A 14,671-nucleotide genomic window follows, 5' to 3' on the forward strand; every position below is an offset into this window, starting at 1 on the left:
TCGTGGTGACCAGGCTGGCCATGTGGTCCGGGCCGCGCAACGTCTCGACGGCTTTGATGCGCAGCTTCGGCTCGCGGACCGACACGCTCGTGGTCGACGAGCCGCTGTACGCGTACTACCTGGACGCGACCGGCCTCGACCACCCCGGTCGCGCCGACGTGCTGGCCAGCCAGCCCAACCGCTGGCAGGACGTGGCGGCCGCGCTCACCGGCCCGCTGCCGGACGGCGTCGCCGTGTACTACCAGAAGCACATGGCGCACCACCTGCTCCCCGACGTGGGGCGCGGCTGGCTACCGGAGCTCGCGCACGCGTACCTGATCCGCGACCCGGAGCACGTCGTCGCCTCGTACGCGAAGGTGCGGGGCGAGCCGACCTTGGCCGACCTGGGGTACGTGCAGCAGGTGGAGATCTTCCGCGCCGTCGGCGGCCCGGTGGTCGACGCCGCCGACCTGCTCCGCGACCCGGCCGGCGTGCTGGAGCGGCTGTGCGCGGCGCTCGGCATCGGGTACGACCCGGCGATGCTGAGCTGGGCGTCCGGCCGGCGGGAGACCGACGGGGTGTGGGCGCCGCACTGGTACGCGGGAGTTGAGAGGTCCACCAGGTTCGGCCCGTACACACCGCCGTCCGGTCCGGTGCCCGAGCGGCTGGCGCCGCTGGTGGAGCAGGCGCGGCCCTACTACGACGAGCTGTACGCCCACCGGGTCTGAGCCGCCGCGACCGAGGCTCGTGGCATCGAGCCCCGATCGTGGCGTTGGCCGTTCCAGATGCCCTGGAGGTTGGCGGCCGGCCCGGGCTGTGCTCAGACCACGGGGGTGCCGTTCGCCCGCGCGTGCGTCACATAGAGCTCGGCCACCTGCGTGGTGACCGGTCCCACCCCGCCCGCGCCGATCGGCCGGCCGTCGATCTGCGTCACCCCGGCGATCTCGCCCATCGTGCCGGTGCAGAAGACTTCGTCCGCCGTGTACATCTCGGTGAGGCTAAGATCCCGCACGGCGGCCGGGATGCCCGCCTCCTCCGCCAGCCGCAGCACCGTCGCCCGGGTGATGCCCTCCGGGCAGGCCACCGCGTGCGGCGTCGACAGTGCTCCACCGTGGACGGCGAAGAGGTGCGTCGCGTTCGTCTCGGCGACGAAGCCGCGGCCGTCGAGCATCAGCGCGTCGTCGGCGCCGGCGACCGTGGCCTCCATCTTGGCCAGGATCGAGTTGATCAGGTTGTTGTGGTGGATCTTCGGATCGAGCACGTCCGGGCCGGGGCGGCGCACGCTCGACGTGACCAGGCGCAGACCACTCGTGTCGTACACCGGCGGCTTGTGCTCGGCGAGCACGATCAGCGTGCAGCCGCTCTGGTTGAGGCGCGGATCCATGCCGCTGGTCACCTTCACGCCCCGGGTCAGCGTCAGTCTGATGTGGACGCCGTCGCGCATGTCGTTGGCCCGCAACGTCTCGGCGACCGCCGCCGTCACCTCCTCGGCCGAGGGGATGCCGGCGAAGCCGAGCGCGGTCGCCGACCGCCGCAGCCGGTCGAGGTGGGCCTCCAGCCCGAAAATCCTTCCCTGGTACAGGCGGAGACCTTCCCACACGGCGTCACCGCCCTGCACAACGGAGTCGAAGGGCGAGATGCCCGGCTCGTCGCGGTGGCGGAGCACGCCGTTGACCCAGTAGGAGATGCCGGCGTTCCGCTCGTCGTAGCGCTGCAACATGATCCGAACGCTAGCGGCACTCGGTGCTCGCGGATGCAAGGGCGTCCCGGCCGGCCTGCGCGTTACACCCGTCGCGCGATGTTCGCACCAGCCGTGAAACCGGCGGTCCACCTCGGGTTTGGCCTGGTGTAGCCCCATATGCATGGCACTACGGTGTCCGGCATGCGTCACGTCTGGACCTTGATCGCCGCCGCGGTCATCGCGCCGCTCGCCTGGGTGCTGCTCGCGTACGGGCAGGACCGTTCCCTCCAGGCCTTCGTCAACGAGGAGACCGCGGGCGCGTTCCGCGACGGCGACTTCATCCGGCCCGTGCTGTGTCTGGCCGCCGCCGGCCTGCTGCTGGGACTGGTAGGCACCCTTCGCTTCTCGCCGGTCGGCGCGGTGCTCACCGGGCTGCTGTACACAGCCACCTACCTGGCCCTGTTGGTGGATCCTGACGCGGTCCTCAACTTCCTGCCGGGGACGATCTCGGTGGCCGGCCGGGAAGCCGACCTCGCGACGCCGCTCCGTACCGGCTCCGCCATGGTGCTGGGCGCCGCGCTGCTGCTCGCGGTGGCCAGCGTCGGACGCTGGCGGCGGGCGGCCCGGCACGACGAGGTACCCGAGCTCGTGGGAGCCGGCGCCCCGCTTGCGCTGCCGAGCGACCGACCGCTGGGCGCGGAGGGGCTCGGGCTTCCGGCCAGCCCGCTCGCCGACGAGCTGATGGGCGACGCCCCGCTCCGCGACGGCGACGGCGACCGCGACCTGGACCGCGACCCCGACGGTGGGCGCGGATGGGGTGGGGTACCGGTCACACCGGGCTGGTCCAACCAGCGTCCCGAAGTCGCGGCGCACGGCGCCCAGCGGGAAGGCCACTGGCGGGAGCTGGCCCGCGACTCGGGCCCGGAGTCCAGGCGTTGGCCGACGGTGCGGTGATCGGGGGAGCTGGAAAGGGGGCCGGCGCCGTTCGACGGCGCCGGCCCTCCCGCTCTTCACGACATGACGTCGTCGCGGCGCACCCGCTCGCGCCCGTCCGCCAGGTCGTAATCGCGCGTTGGTCGTGCTTTGGACCGGATGCGGGATGTCGCGTTGAGTTAGTGCGGCCCGTGCCGGGCCGCGGTGCGGACGGCGCTCTCTCCGAGCGTGGCCGGCGCTGTGCCGCGGTGCGGACGGCGCTCTCTCCGAGCGCGGCCTACGCGTGTGCGGCGGTGCGGACGGCGCTCCTCTCCGAGCGCGGCCCGCGGTGCGGACGGCGCTCTCTCCGAGCGTGGCCGGCGCTGTGCCGCGGTGCGGACGGCGCTCTCTCCGAGCGCGGCCTACGCGTGTGCGGCGGTGCGGACGGCGCTCCTCTCCGAGCGCGGCCCGCGGTGCGGACGGCGCTCTCTCCGAGCGTGGCCGGCGCTGTGCCGCGGCGGCGACCTCGCTTGACCGAGCGTGACCTGCGCCGGGTCGCTGGGCGCACGGCGCTTTTCGGGCGCGGCCCGCGCTATTTCAGCCGGCGACGGAGAGCGCGGGAGTGCGGGCGGGGAGCGCCTCGACGAGGGCAGGCTGTGCCGCGGCCTCGTCGGTCGCCGGCTTCGGGGGCGTCGGCGCCGGGCGGAGCCACCGCACCAGGAGCACCGCCGCGCCGGGGCTGCTGGCCGCGAACGCGAGCACCCCGTACACCACGGCGATCGTCAGGCCCAGGCTCGGGCTCAGGCCCGCGGCGCCGAACGCCCACGCCGTCACGCCCTCGCGCGGCCCCCAGCCGCCCACGTTGAGCGGGATCAGCATCGCCAGCATCGCGAGCAGCATCAGCGGCGCCAGCCGGGCGAACGAGGCAGTGGAGCCGGCCGCCCGGGCCGCCACCAGGAACGTCGCGAGGTGCCCGGCCAGCACCACCGCCGACGAGATCAGGATGCCCGGCCACACGTGGCGGGCCAGTAGGCCGCGGCGGATGTCGGCGGCGGCGGTACCCAGGGCGCGGGTGACAAGCGACGTGCCCCGGCGGCGGCGGGCCCACGCGACCAGCGCGAACGCGACGGCGGCGGCGAGCGCGACGGCGGCCGCGACCTGGACGAGCTGGTTGCGGGGCACGATCGGCGAGGGGAGTGCGAGCAGCACCGACAGGCCGACGACGACGAATACGGCGGTGCCGGCCGAACGTTCGAGCACGACGGCGCGCACGCCGCGGCCCATGTCACCGGTCTCACGGCCGTTGTGGACGGCGCGGTGCACGTCGCCGAGGATGCCGCCGGGCAGCGCGGCGTTGAGGAAGATCGCGCGGTAGTAGTCGGCGACCGCGCCGCGCAGCGGGAGGCGCATGCCCAGGCCGCGTGCGACCAGGCACCACCGCCAGGCGCTGAGCACGGTCGTGAGCAGCCCGATGCCGAGGGCGGCGAGCAGCGTGCTGCCGTCGATCACGGTCAGCCCGTCGAGGAAGGCGCCGGTGCCCAGGCGCCACACCAGCGCGCCCAGGATCGCCAGCCCGCCCAGCACCTTGACCCAGGCCCACACCGACCGACTCACGCCGCCCTCCCTCGCTGAGGTCTTCCCGCACTGATACGGCGGAGAGGTGGCAAAGGGTTCATTCAGGCAGTGCCAACAGGTCGCGGTGGTCGATCACCGCGTGCAGGTCGCCGCCCGCGACCGCGTCCAGGCGGCGGCGCAGGTACCCCTCGGCCGGCCCGGCCAGATCGGGGCGTTCCTCGACGGCCGCGCCGACCCAGCCGCGTAGCCACTCGGCGGCGAGTCCGGCCTGCTCCGGGCCGAGCCGCCAGGGGCTGGGCCGCTCCAGCACGGTGGCGCCGTGCCGCGCGAACGCCTCCGCCGCCACCCCGGGCGCGTCCGGCCCCAGCAGCGTCCGCGCGCCGTGGGTGCGCCGCTGGTGGTCGTTGAAGGCGGCCTCGACGTCGCTGTCCAGCGGGTCAGCGGGGGAGAGGTCGACCCTTCCGGCCACCGACAGCGTGAACAGCGCCGGGCAGCGCGCCTCCGCACACGCCTCCGCCAGCGCGTCGACCTCCCCGGCGGTGAGCACGTCGAGCAGCGCGGAGGCGGTGACCAGCGCCGCGCCGGCGAGGTCCGCGCCGGTGAGACCGGTCACATCGCCCTGCCGCGTCTCGACCGTGACCTGTGGAAACGGGGCCATGCCCGCCGCGGCCAGCGCGAGCAGCGCGGGGTCGCGGTCGTGCATCACCCAGTGCTGCGGCCCGCCGAGGCGCGGCGCCAGCCAGCGCCCCATCGAGCCGCTGCCGGCGCCGAGGTCGCGGATCACCGGCCGGGCGGTGCCGTCCAGCCGCGCGCGCAAGGGTTCCAGCAGGTCGACCGCGCGGGCACCGGCGTCCGCCGGCTCCCGCAGCGCCAACCACGCCGCGCTGAACTCGCTCACCAGGCCTCCTTGGTTCGATGCGGTCGGGCCGCCCACCGGGTCTTTCAACCGGTCGCGGCGAGGGTCGGGGCCGCCGTCCTCACAGGACGCCGAGCACGTCGGACAGTGCCCGCCCGGTCGCGTCCCAACCGTCCAGTGTGGACCGCCGGGAGCGGGCCGCCGTGCGCAAGGTGGCCCGCAGGTCGGGTCGCGTCAGCCATTGCCGCAATGCGTCCGCGAGGGCCCCCGGGTCACCGGGCGGCACCAGGATCCCCGGCCGCACCCATCCCTCCGCGGTCGCCCGCCCCGGCCCGGCGTCCGGTGATGCCCATTCCGCTTCGGGCGCCTGCTCTGGGCCGGCGTCCGGTCGTGCTCGCTCCGCTTCAGGTGCGTGCTCTGGGCCGGTGCCGGGCTGTGCCCGCTCCGCCCCGGGTGCCGGCTCCGCGGTCGCCCGCTCTGGGCCGGGCGTGCGATCCGGCACGGTCTCGACCTCCGGGCGCCGCGCGCCGCTCCGGGTGGGTGCCGGTGGCGCCAGCGCCGGCGGGCCCGCGGACGGCGCCCAGCCGAGTGCCTCGGGGACGCCGCCCACCTCGGTGGCCAGGACCGGCACGCCACGGGCGAGGGCCTCGGTCACCACCATGCCGTAGGTCTCCGCGTGCGAGGGCAGCACCAGCAGGTCGGCGGCGGCGTAGCGGGCGTCCAGGTCGGCGCCTGCCAGCGGGCCGGTGAAGGTGACCCGCCCGTCAAGTTCGGCGGCCGCCGCGGTGACGCGGGCCGCGTACGCCGGGTCGCGGTCCAGCGCGCCGACGACGGTGCAGGTCCAGTCGACGTCCGGCAGTGTGGCGAGGGCGGCGACCAGCAGGTCCTGGGCCTTGCGCGGGGTGACGGCGGCGACGCAGAGCAGGCGCGAGCCGGCGCCGGTGCCGGTGGACAGCGGTGCGGGATCCACACCCGGGGCGGCCACGTGTACCTGGTCGAGGCCGTGCAGCGTGGTCAGGCGCCGCGCGGCGCCGTCGCTGGTCGCGATGACGGCGGCGGCGGCCCGGAGAGTCTGCCGTTCGCGGGCGTCCAGGTCGGCGTCGCCGGCCTCGTCCACCAGGGGCAGGTGCACCAGCACCGCCACCCGCAGCCGCGCGGACGCCGGCACGACGACCTCGGGCGCCGCGCAGGCCACCAGGCCGTCCAGCAAGGTGAGGCCACCGTCAGGTACGGACGCGAGGGTGGCCGCCAAATGGGCGACCTGTGCGGCGTCCGGGCGGGGCCAGGCGCCGTGCACCGGGTGCTCGACCACGTGCCAGCCCAGCGCGGCCAGCCGCTCGCAGGCCCGCCGGTCGTAGCGGTTGCCGCCGCTGGGCGCGGCTGGCTCGTCCACAGCCCCGGGAAGCACGACGTGCACAGTGGTCATGGCGTCCGGGTGCCGGGCGGCGGAGCGCCGCTCACAGGGTCCGCTCGTAGCTGGCCCACGCCGCGTGCGACTCGTGCAGCGCCACCGTGATCCCGGCCAGGCCGCGGGCCCCCTCGCCGAGCGCGCCCGCGCCCACCCGGTCGGCGAGGCGGTCGGCGATCACCTTGGCGAGGAACTCGGTCGAGGTGTTGACGCCGGCGAAGGCGGGCTCGTCGTCGAGGTTGCGGTAGTTCAGCTCGCTCAACACCTCGCCGAGCTGCGCGGTGGCGAGTCCGATGTCGACCACGATGTTGTCGGCGTCGAGCTCGGGCCGGCGGAACGTCGCGTCGACCACGAACGTCGCGCCGTGCAGGCGCTGCGCCGGGCCGAACACCTCGCCGCGGAAGCTGTGCGCGACCATGATGTGGTCCCGGACGGTGATGCTGAACAAACCCTCAACCTCCTGGGTCGGCGTCGTACCGGACGAGGTGGCACAGCGCGGGCAGCTCCCCGCCGGCCAGCTTGGGCAGGATGGCGGGCAGCTCGTCGAAGGCTGACTCGCCGGTCAGCAGCGCGTCGAACGCGGGGTCCGCGAGCAGCTCCAGCGCGAGCGCGAGCCGGTCCGCGTACGTGCGCCGCCCCTTCGCCGCGGGCGAGATCGTGCCGACCTGGCTGCCGCGCACCGTCAACCGGCGGGAGTGGAAGTGCTCGCCCAGCGGGATCGTGACGGCCCGGTCGCCGTACCAGCTCAGCTCCACCACCGTGCCCTCCGGCGCGAGCAGCTCCAGCGAGCGGGCCAGCCCGGCGGAGGTGGCACTGGCGTGGATCACCAGGTCGCGGTCGCCGGCCGCCGCCTCGGGCGTCGCGAAGTCGACACCCAGCGCCGCCGCGGTCGCCGCGCGGGTCGGGTCGGCGTCGACGAGCTGCACCCGCGCGCCGGGGAAGCGGGCCAGCACCGCGGCGACGCTGCACCCCACCATGCCGCCGCCGACCACGGCGACCCGGTCGCCGACCAGGGGCGCCGCGTCCCACAGCGCGTTGACGGCGGTCTCCACCGTGCCGGCGAGGACGGCCCGCCGTGGCGGCACCCCCTCGGGCACCGGCGTGACCGCGGCGGCCGGGACGACGTAGCGGGTCTGGTGCGGGTACAGGCAGAAGACCGTCCGGCCGCGCAGCGCGTCCGGGCCGTTTTCCACAACTCCGACGCTGAGGTAGCCGTACTTGACGGGGGCCGGAAATTCGCCCTCCTGGAACGGCGCCCGCATGGCGTCGTGCTGGCTTCGCGGCACCCCGCCGCGGAAGACGAGCGTCTCGGTGCCCCGGCTCACGCCCGACCACAACGCCCGCACCACGACCTCGTCCGGACCGGGAGGTTGGAGGCTGACCGGGCGGATCTCGCCGACCCCGGGTGCGCCCAGCCAGAACGCCCGACCACGGAGCGTCATGGATCTCCTTCCGCGGACAAGTGAACCGAACCGGCCCGTTTCCCGTTCTCCAGACCGAGGCCCTGGTAACCATACGTGGTGGGGCCCTACCCGCCCAGACAACTACGGAGGAACGTTGACCGTCAGCGACCGGCCCCTCGAGACCACTCCGACCGTCGAAGGGCATACCGCGGGCCTGGCGGTGCAGTTTGTCCTGCTGGGCATGCTGGCCGTGGGAGTCGGACTGGACGCCGCCGGCTGGGCGGTCGGCGTGGTGTACGCGGTCGGCACCTGGGTGCTGCTCGGCCGCGCCCTGCGTCGCTCCGGCACCACCTTCCTCGGCCCGGCCAACCAGGTGACGCTGGCCCGCGCGACGCTCGTGGGCGGCGTGGCGGCGCTGGCGGCGGACTGGCTCACCGGGCACGCCGTGGCGGTCGCCGTCTTCGTGACGCTGGCCGCGGTGGCGCTCGCGCTCGACGCCGTGGACGGCCAGGTGGCCCGCCGCACCGGCACGACCTCGGCCCTGGGCGCCCGCTTCGACATGGAAGTTGACGCCATCCTCATCTTGGTGCTGAGCGCCGTGGTCGCGCAGTCGCTGGGCCTGTGGGTGCTGGCGATCGGCGCGTTCCGGTACGCCTTCGTGGTCGCCGGCTGGGCGGTGCCGTGGCTGCGCGGTGCCCTGCCGCACCGCGTGTCGCGCAAGACGGTGGCCGCGATCCAGGGCGTGGTGCTCGTGGTGGCCAGCTCGGGGCTGCTGCCGCACCCGGTGACGATGGCTGTCGTGGGCACCGCGCTGGCGCTGCTGATCTGGTCGTTCACCCGCGACGTGGCCTGGCTGTGGCGCGCCGAGCAGATCCGCCGGTACGTGGTCGCGGCCGTCTCCGTGCCTCAGGCCCCGGACTCGCTGGGCAGCACGGACTCGCTGGGCAGCACCGGTGGAAACGCGCCGCGCAGCATCGGTGGAAACAGGGTCCTGACCGCTCCCGGCCGGCGGTAGAGCGCGGCCGGACGGCCGGTCTCCAGGACCCGCCGCTCACCGGTCGGCACGACGAAGTCCTCGGCGTTGACCACCTTACGGTGGAAGTTGCGGGCGTCGATGGAGACGCCCCACACCACCTCGTAGACCCGGCGCAGCTCGGTCATCGTGAAGACCTCGGGGCAGAACGCGGTCGCCAGGGTCGTGTACTCCAGCTTGGACCGCGCCCGGTCGACCGCGTCCTCCACGATTGCCAGATGGTCGAAGGCGAGCGCGACGTCCCGGGCCAGGACCGACCACACCGGCTGCCAGCACGCGGCGCGCGCGTCGGTGCCGCCCACCGGCACCGGCAGGTCCGGCGCGATGGCCAGGTAGGCGACAGTGACCACCCGGCCGCGCGGGTCGCGGCGCGGCGCCGCGTAGGTACGCAGCTGCTCGAGGTAGAGGCTGTCGCCGTCGAGCGCGGTCTCCTCGGCCAGCTCCCGGCGGGCCGCCGGCTCGGCGTCCTCGTCGTCGTTGATGAACCCGCCCGGCAGCGCCAGCGCGCCGCGGAAAGGCTCGACGCCGCGCTCGACCAGGAGCACCTGCAACTGGTCGTCGCGGATCGTCAGGACGACCACGTCGACGGTCACGGCGACGCCGGAGAACTCCTGGTGCGGTGCGCTCACGGCCGCCATGCTAGCTATTCGTCGTCGTGACGTATAGGAAACCGCTGCTTATCGTCCCAACGACGGAAGATTCGTCCGCGACCACCCACCGGTAGCCGGCGGTGGTTGGGCTGGGGACGCGCGGGGTAACCGGCTGACATGGCGGAGGCGCGGTTCCGGTTCGCGGCGTCGCGAGCCGTGTGGTGGCTGCTGGCGCCGTTCGGTGTCCGGCCGGGCAACGCGTGGCTGGCGCTGTCGGAAGCCGAGCTTGTGGTCCGGTTCGGACCATGGCGCCTGCGGACCGCTCGGGACAACGTCCTCGACGCGCGCCGCTCAGGGCCGTACCGGTGGTGGCGGGTGATCGGCCCCCACCTCTCGCTCGCCGACCGCGGCGTCACCTTCGGCACCAACGCCGCCGCGGGGGTGTGTGTCCGCTTCGCGACGCCGGTGCCCGCCCTGCTGCCGGGGCGGTGGCTGCGCCATCCTGGGCTCACGGTCACGGTCGCCGACCCGGACGGCCTGGTAGACGCTTTGCGCCGGCGGTCACCCTAGTGCCTGACCGGCGAGGAAAGAGGTCTGCACCGGCGCGTCCGAACCCGATCACTACCAGTGGCACAAACCGTCACCCGGGCCGGCCCACCCTAGCGCGTGACACGACAAGTGGGTCACGGTGCGTACGCCTCCACTTCGGACAGTTGGCCGGCCGGCCAGCCGGTGTTGGCGGTGATGTGCACGCGCAGGTAGCGGACGCTCGCCGCCGGGAAGGTCAGCGTCACCGTGTTGCCGGACGCGGGATCGAAGACCCGCCCGCCCGGGGCGACAAGTGTCGTGAAGGTCGAACCGTTGGTGCCACCCTGCACCGACAGCGTCTGCGTGCGCGCCGCCCACGCCGCCGGCGGCGGGAGCTTGAGCACGACGCGGCCCACCGTCAGCGCCGAACCGAGGTCCACCTGGATCCACTGTGGAAACGCGTTGTTGGCGCTTTCCCAGTAGCTGCCCGCGTTGCCGTCGACCGCGTTGCCCGGGCCGTAGCTCTGCGTCTGGCTGCTCGCGGTCGCCGGGCGGCCGGCGGCCAGGTTGCCGCCCGGCTGGGGTGCCGGGTCGGTGGTGACGCCGACCGTGTTGGACGGCGGCGAGGTGTTGCCGGCGGCGTCCTGGGCGGTGACCTGGAAGCTGTACGCCGTCGCCGGGCTCAGCCCGGTCACCGTCGCCTGCGTCGCGGCGGTGGTCGCGACGACCGCGCCGCCGCGCAGCACCTGGTAGCCGGTCACACCGGCGTTGTCGGTGCTCGCGGTCCAGGACAGCGTCACGCTCGTCGACGACTTCGCGGTGACCGTCAGGTTGCCCGGCGCGCTGGGCGGCGGGTCGGTGGGCTGGCCGGTCGCGGCGTACACCTCCAGGGCGGCCACCTGCGCGGCCGGCCAGCCGGTGTTGGCGCTGACGGAGATGCGCACGTAGCGGACGCTGGTCGCCGGGAACGTCACGGTCACCGTGTTGCCCGACGCGGGGTCGAAGAACCGGCCGGCCGAGGCGGCGAGCGTGGTGAAGGCGGAGCCGTTGGCGCTGCCCTGCACCGAGAGGGTCTGCGTCCGCGCGCCCCAACTTGAGGGCAGCCTCAACACCGCGCGGTCGACCGTCGCGGCCGTCCCCAGGTCGACCTGGAGCCACTGGGGAAAGGCGTTGTTGGCGCTCTCCCAGTAGGTGCCCGCGTTGCCGTCCACCGCGTTGGCGGCGACGAAGCCGCCGTTCTGGCTGCTGGCCGAGGCGGGCCGGCCGGCCGCCAGGTCGACGCCCGGCCGCGGGTCGGGGCCACCGCCGGCGACCGGCGGTGTGGGGCGCACCGGCGTGAGCGCGAGCTGGCCTTTCAGCATCCGGCCGCCGTCGGCGGTGATCCGCAGGTAGTAGTCGGACGAGCAGAACGTGCCGTCCTCGTCCAGCGGCCGGATCCCGCTGCCGGCCGGCACCGTGGCCGCGGTCTCGGCGGTCTTGGCGATCTGGTTGCCCTCGTTGAACTCGTCGAACATCGAGATGTAGATGCCCTGACACCCCAGCCGCACCATGTTGTAGAAGTGCCGCCAGTAGAAGTCGCCGTGCGCGCGGGCGCCGGTGGACAGGTCGCCGGGCATCACGCAGGGCTGGTAGTCGATGCCGTGCGCGTCGCAGTCGGCCTGGTCGGGCACGTTGACGTTGGTGTAGAACCAGTCGAGCCCGTCGAGCGTGCCGGTGCGGCCGACCATCCACGGCGAGATCATGTCGAAGGCGTGGTAGACGTCGAGGAAGCCGGGGCGGGAGTCGTTGATGCCCTGCCGCCAGTAGGTGGGGACGCCGCCGATGACGTAGCAGCCCTGCGATTTGAACCAGTGCACCACGTCGAGGCAGGGCGCCGGCGCGAACGGGCGGCCGGAGTCGTTGAAGCCGAAGCCCCAGACGCACACGACCGGCTTGCCGTTCTGCCGGGCATACGCCGGTGAGGCGGTGTGTGCCGACATCTTGGTGGTCCAGTCAGTTTTCAGCTCGGACTGCATGCCGGTCCAGCCGGTGACGTCGTACATGATGTAGAACTTGCGCCCGAAGCGCTCGGCCGCGTCGCGCACCTTGACCGCCATCGCGTCGCGGGTCGGCCCCTCGTCGCCGAACGGGTTGAACCGCTGGAGCGCGGCCGTGTCGCATCCGTGGTCGCGCATCCACTGGAAGTGGGTGTCCACGGTCTGCTGGTCGTACGACGAGAACAGCCGGGCCGGCTGTCCGTTGCCCAGGTTGGGGTAGGCGGTGGTGTAGCCGCGGGCGATCTCCCGCAGGTCCGGCCAGGAGACGATCGTGGTGTTGCTCGGCGAGGGTGGCTGGAAGCGGTCGCGGCTCCAGTGCCACCAGCCGCCGATCGGGGCGCCGTCGCCGGGGCAGGCGAACCACCCCTGGTATCCGACGGAGATCTTCCCCACCACGTCGCCGGGCGGGCTGGCGGCACCGGCCGCGCTGGTCAAGGTCGAGACGGCCGCGGTGGTCGACACGGCGGCCAGCGCGGAGCCGGCGGCCACGGACGTCACGAACGTACGGCGCGATACCGCCATGGCGACGCTCCTCAAGCTCGGGATCGACGGTCATCATGCCAGGAATGAACACATCACCGCAATAACCTGACAGGGCAACGCAAGAATCGGAGGGAATCCGTAGCGGGTCCACGGCGTTCCGGATGCGGCGAACGGTCACACGACCGGACGCGGAGTGGAAAGAGGACCATGATGAAGGTTCGTAGCTCGCTACGTTCGCTGGCCCGCAAGCCCGGCGCGGTGGTGGTCCGCCGCGGCGGCCGGGTCCGCGTGATCAACCGGCGCGACCCCCGGTGGAACGGCCGCCAGGGCTGACGCCGCAGGCCTGAAGGAGGGCACGTGACGCAGTCGCCGTGGAGTGTGGCGGTGGTCGGGCCGGGTGGCGTCGGCGGCTTGGTCGGCGCGGTGCTGACCCGGGCCGGCCACCCGGTCGTGTTCGTGGCGCGGCCGGACACCGCGGCGGCACTCACCGCCGGCGGGCTGGAGGTATCCAGCGTCCAGTACGGCGACTTCCGCGTGCCCGCGACCGCGGTGCCGCGGCTCGCCGCGCCGGTCGACGTGTGCGTGGTCGCGGCCAAGGCGACCGCGCTCGACGCTGCCCTCGACGCCGTGCCCGCGGAGGTGCTCGGCGCGGGCCTGGTCCTGCCGCTGCTCAACGGCGTCGACCACATGGCCGGGCTGCGCGAGCGCTTCCCGTCCGCGCGGGTGCTCGCCGGCGCGATCCGGGTCGAGTCCACCCGGGTCGCGCCCGGCCGGATCGCGCACACCAGCCCGTTCTGCGCGGTGGAGCTCGCCGGCGACGACACCCCGCGCACGCGGCTGGAAACGCTCGCCGGCCAGCTCGGCGCGGCCGGCATCGACGCGGCGGTGCGCGACTCCGAGGCCCTGGTGATCTGGGACAAGCTCGCCTTCCTGGCCCCGCTGGCGCTGCTCACCACGGCCTACGGCGCCACCGCGGGCGAGGTTCGCGAGAAGTACCGCGGCGATCTGGAAGCGGTGGTCGGCGAGGTGGCGGCGGTCGCCCGCGCGGCCGGCGCCACCGGGGACGCCGGCGCGGTCATCGGCTTCTTCGACCGCATGCCGCCGGGGATGAAGTCGTCGATGCAGCGCGACGTCGAGGCCGGCCGACCGGCCGAAGTGGACGCGATCGGCGGGGCGGTGCTGCGTGCGGCCGCCCGCGCGGGCGTGGACACCCCGGTGACCGCCCGGATCGTCGAAGACCTGCGGGCCCGCGGCATCTGACCGCCGCCGCCCGCGCGCAGGCCGCGGATCTGGTGGCCACCCTCGGCGCCGTCACCGCCGCGAGGCGTGGACGCGCCGCGTCGTCGACGAGCTGAGGACGCTGCGGCTCAGGCGCCCGGCGCGTATCCCCGGACCGCCCACGCGCGCGCGGTCAGCGAGATGGCACCGTCCGGATTGGACGGTAGGCGGTCGCGGAGGAGGTCGCGCACCGCGGCGCGGCGCTCCTCGCTCAACGCCATCAGGTATGCCGGCGCGGCGCCCTGCCCGCCCAGGAACGGCTCCCAGTAGTCGTCGAAGCCGGTGAACACCGTCGGGATGTCGATCGCCTCGACCGACACGTCCGCGAAGCCCGCGTCCGTCCACAGTGCACGCAACGGACCGGGGCGGCAGATCGGGAAGCGGCGGCCCTCGTCGAGCTCGCCGCCGGCCGGGTCGAGGGCGGCCGCCGCGTCCCAGAAGTGGCGCATCAGCTCCATGCCCTCGGCGTAGTCCCACACATAGGCGGCGGCGACCGCGCCCGGCGCGGCGACCCGCGCGAACTCGACCGCCGCCTCGGCGGGCTCGGGCACGAAGTTGAGCGCCAGCCCACTCACGACCGCGTCGAAGCCGGCCGCCGGCAGCGGCAGTGTCCGCGCGTCACCGGTCAGGAAGGACGCTCGCGGATCGGCGACCTGCGCGCGGGCGGTCGCCAGAAACCCGTCCGACGGGTCGACGCCGGTCACCTCGGCCGGGTCGGTGAGCGTCAGGACGGTCGCGCTGAGCGCGCCGGTGCCGCATCCCACGTCGAGCCACCGCCGCCCGGCCGGCACGTCCAGCCACGCCACGAACCGCGCCGCGACTCGGCGGCTCCACCGCCCGACATACGCCTCGTACGCGTCTCCCCGCGCCCACACCTCGCGTGCCACGCCCACCACCCTAAGCCTCGAA

The 14,671-nt window shown here is 74.2% G+C and carries 15 protein-coding genes; 6 read left to right on the forward strand and 9 right to left on the reverse strand.

Annotated elements, in window-relative coordinates; genetic code table 11:
* The first annotated feature begins 2 nt into the window (after nucleotides 1-2).
* A complete protein-coding gene (locus tag AC5L36_RS41645) occupies nucleotides 3-707 on the forward strand; it encodes a sulfotransferase-like domain-containing protein (RefSeq protein ID WP_441216786.1) in 705 nt (234 codons plus the stop codon).
* Between the two features lie 92 nt (nucleotides 708-799).
* Here the strand turns inward: AC5L36_RS41645 and AC5L36_RS41650 are convergent, their stop codons facing one another.
* Nucleotides 800-1,699 (reverse strand): aminotransferase class IV, encoded by a 900-nt coding sequence (locus AC5L36_RS41650; protein ID WP_441216785.1) that lies wholly within the window; start codon nucleotides 1,697-1,699, stop codon nucleotides 800-802.
* A 162-nt stretch (nucleotides 1,700-1,861) separates the two neighbouring features.
* Between AC5L36_RS41650 and AC5L36_RS41655 the strand changes: the two genes are divergently transcribed.
* Nucleotides 1,862-2,614 (forward strand): hypothetical protein, encoded by a 753-nt coding sequence (locus AC5L36_RS41655; protein WP_441216784.1) that lies wholly within the window; start codon nucleotides 1,862-1,864, stop codon nucleotides 2,612-2,614.
* Between the two features lie 555 nt (nucleotides 2,615-3,169).
* On the opposite strand, the gene AC5L36_RS41660 is transcribed toward AC5L36_RS41655, so the two are convergent.
* The 5 genes from AC5L36_RS41660 to AC5L36_RS41680 all read right to left on the reverse strand — a co-directional run bounded on the left by AC5L36_RS41660 (nucleotide 3,170) and on the right by AC5L36_RS41680 (nucleotide 7,853).
* A complete protein-coding gene (locus AC5L36_RS41660) occupies nucleotides 3,170-4,186 on the reverse strand; it encodes a lysylphosphatidylglycerol synthase transmembrane domain-containing protein (RefSeq protein ID WP_441216783.1) in 1,017 nt (338 codons plus the stop codon).
* A 58-nt stretch (nucleotides 4,187-4,244) separates the two neighbouring features.
* Nucleotides 4,245-5,048, reverse strand: a complete 804-nt coding sequence (locus tag AC5L36_RS41665) for an SAM-dependent methyltransferase (protein ID WP_441216854.1) — start codon at nucleotides 5,046-5,048, stop codon at nucleotides 4,245-4,247.
* A 76-nt stretch (nucleotides 5,049-5,124) separates the two neighbouring features.
* Nucleotides 5,125-6,429, reverse strand: a complete 1,305-nt coding sequence (locus tag AC5L36_RS41670) for a glycosyltransferase family 4 protein (protein WP_441216782.1) — start codon at nucleotides 6,427-6,429, stop codon at nucleotides 5,125-5,127.
* Between the two features lie 31 nt (nucleotides 6,430-6,460).
* On the reverse strand, nucleotides 6,461-6,859 hold the full coding sequence (locus tag AC5L36_RS41675) for a 6-pyruvoyl trahydropterin synthase family protein (RefSeq protein ID WP_441216781.1): 399 nt from the start codon (nucleotides 6,857-6,859) through the stop codon (nucleotides 6,461-6,463).
* 4 nt (nucleotides 6,860-6,863) lie between these two features.
* Nucleotides 6,864-7,853, reverse strand: coding sequence for a zinc-dependent alcohol dehydrogenase (locus tag AC5L36_RS41680; protein ID WP_441216780.1), 990 nt, complete (start codon nucleotides 7,851-7,853; stop codon nucleotides 6,864-6,866).
* Nucleotides 7,854-7,968: 115 nt separating this feature from the next.
* On the opposite strand from AC5L36_RS41680, the gene AC5L36_RS41685 reads away from it, so the two are divergent.
* Complete coding sequence (locus tag AC5L36_RS41685; protein WP_441216779.1) at nucleotides 7,969-8,829, forward strand: CDP-alcohol phosphatidyltransferase family protein; 861 nt, start codon at nucleotides 7,969-7,971, stop codon at nucleotides 8,827-8,829.
* Here the strand turns inward: AC5L36_RS41685 and AC5L36_RS41690 are convergent.
* The gene (locus tag AC5L36_RS41690; RefSeq protein WP_441216778.1) at nucleotides 8,721-9,476 is read right to left on the reverse strand and encodes an NUDIX hydrolase; all 756 of its coding nucleotides are present in this window, start codon (nucleotides 9,474-9,476) and stop codon (nucleotides 8,721-8,723) included. The two genes, AC5L36_RS41685 and AC5L36_RS41690, sit on opposite strands and share 109 nt — an antisense overlap.
* Before the next feature lie 138 nt (nucleotides 9,477-9,614).
* On the opposite strand from AC5L36_RS41690, the gene AC5L36_RS41695 reads away from it, so the two are divergent.
* Nucleotides 9,615-10,007, forward strand: coding sequence for a hypothetical protein (locus AC5L36_RS41695; protein ID WP_441216777.1), 393 nt, complete (start codon nucleotides 9,615-9,617; stop codon nucleotides 10,005-10,007).
* Nucleotides 10,008-10,120: 113 nt separating this feature from the next.
* Here AC5L36_RS41695 and AC5L36_RS41700 read toward each other — a convergent pair whose 3' ends face one another.
* Nucleotides 10,121-12,523 (reverse strand): glycoside hydrolase family 99 protein, encoded by a 2,403-nt coding sequence (locus tag AC5L36_RS41700; protein ID WP_441216776.1) that lies wholly within the window; start codon nucleotides 12,521-12,523, stop codon nucleotides 10,121-10,123.
* 171 nt (nucleotides 12,524-12,694) lie between these two features.
* On the opposite strand from AC5L36_RS41700, the gene AC5L36_RS41705 reads away from it, so the two are divergent.
* Both AC5L36_RS41705 and AC5L36_RS41710 read left to right on the forward strand, forming a co-directional pair.
* Nucleotides 12,695-12,817, forward strand: a complete 123-nt coding sequence (locus AC5L36_RS41705; RefSeq protein ID WP_173068722.1) for a 50S ribosomal protein L36 — start codon at nucleotides 12,695-12,697, stop codon at nucleotides 12,815-12,817.
* A 24-nt stretch (nucleotides 12,818-12,841) separates the two neighbouring features.
* Nucleotides 12,842-13,744 (forward strand): ketopantoate reductase family protein, encoded by a 903-nt coding sequence (locus AC5L36_RS41710; RefSeq protein ID WP_441216775.1) that lies wholly within the window; start codon nucleotides 12,842-12,844, stop codon nucleotides 13,742-13,744.
* Nucleotides 13,745-13,851: 107 nt separating this feature from the next.
* On the opposite strand, the gene AC5L36_RS41715 is transcribed toward AC5L36_RS41710, so the two are convergent.
* Nucleotides 13,852-14,649, reverse strand: a complete 798-nt coding sequence (locus tag AC5L36_RS41715) for a class I SAM-dependent methyltransferase (RefSeq protein ID WP_441216774.1) — start codon at nucleotides 14,647-14,649, stop codon at nucleotides 13,852-13,854.
* Nucleotides 14,650-14,671 lie beyond the last annotated feature (22 nt).

It is taken from the genome of Phytohabitans sp. LZ39, assembly GCF_059359075.1.